This window comes from Photorhabdus viridis (assembly GCF_040256935.1).
In the GTDB taxonomy this organism is placed as follows: Bacteria; Pseudomonadota; Gammaproteobacteria; order Enterobacterales; family Enterobacteriaceae; genus Photorhabdus; species Photorhabdus viridis.
Window position 1 is genome coordinate 1 of record NZ_JBEJZY010000448.1, and the last position, 232, is coordinate 232.

General features: G+C 50.9%; 1 pseudogene. It reads right to left on the minus strand.

Features of this window, described 5'->3' with window-relative positions:
• Positions 1–232, minus strand: a pseudogene (locus tag ABR397_RS24095) (hypothetical protein); the annotation flags it as partial.

Below are 232 nucleotides of genomic sequence, written 5' to 3' on the forward strand. Positions count from 1 at the left end.
GGGTTTTGAGACATGACTCAATTCTTCTGCCAGATTCTTCACACCTTCCTGGGTGTTGCCTAATACTTTTACCGTTCCAGTCGCTAAAACGCCTGTTCCAACAGCCGCTTCCGGCGCAACAGCATCTGCAACAAAAATGCCCACGTTATTCAGGCACAGCGCCGGATTAGTTTTACACCCTTCAAGCGCAATACGCCCTGCTGTTGCCATTTCAGCCGAGCCCGCAATCAGT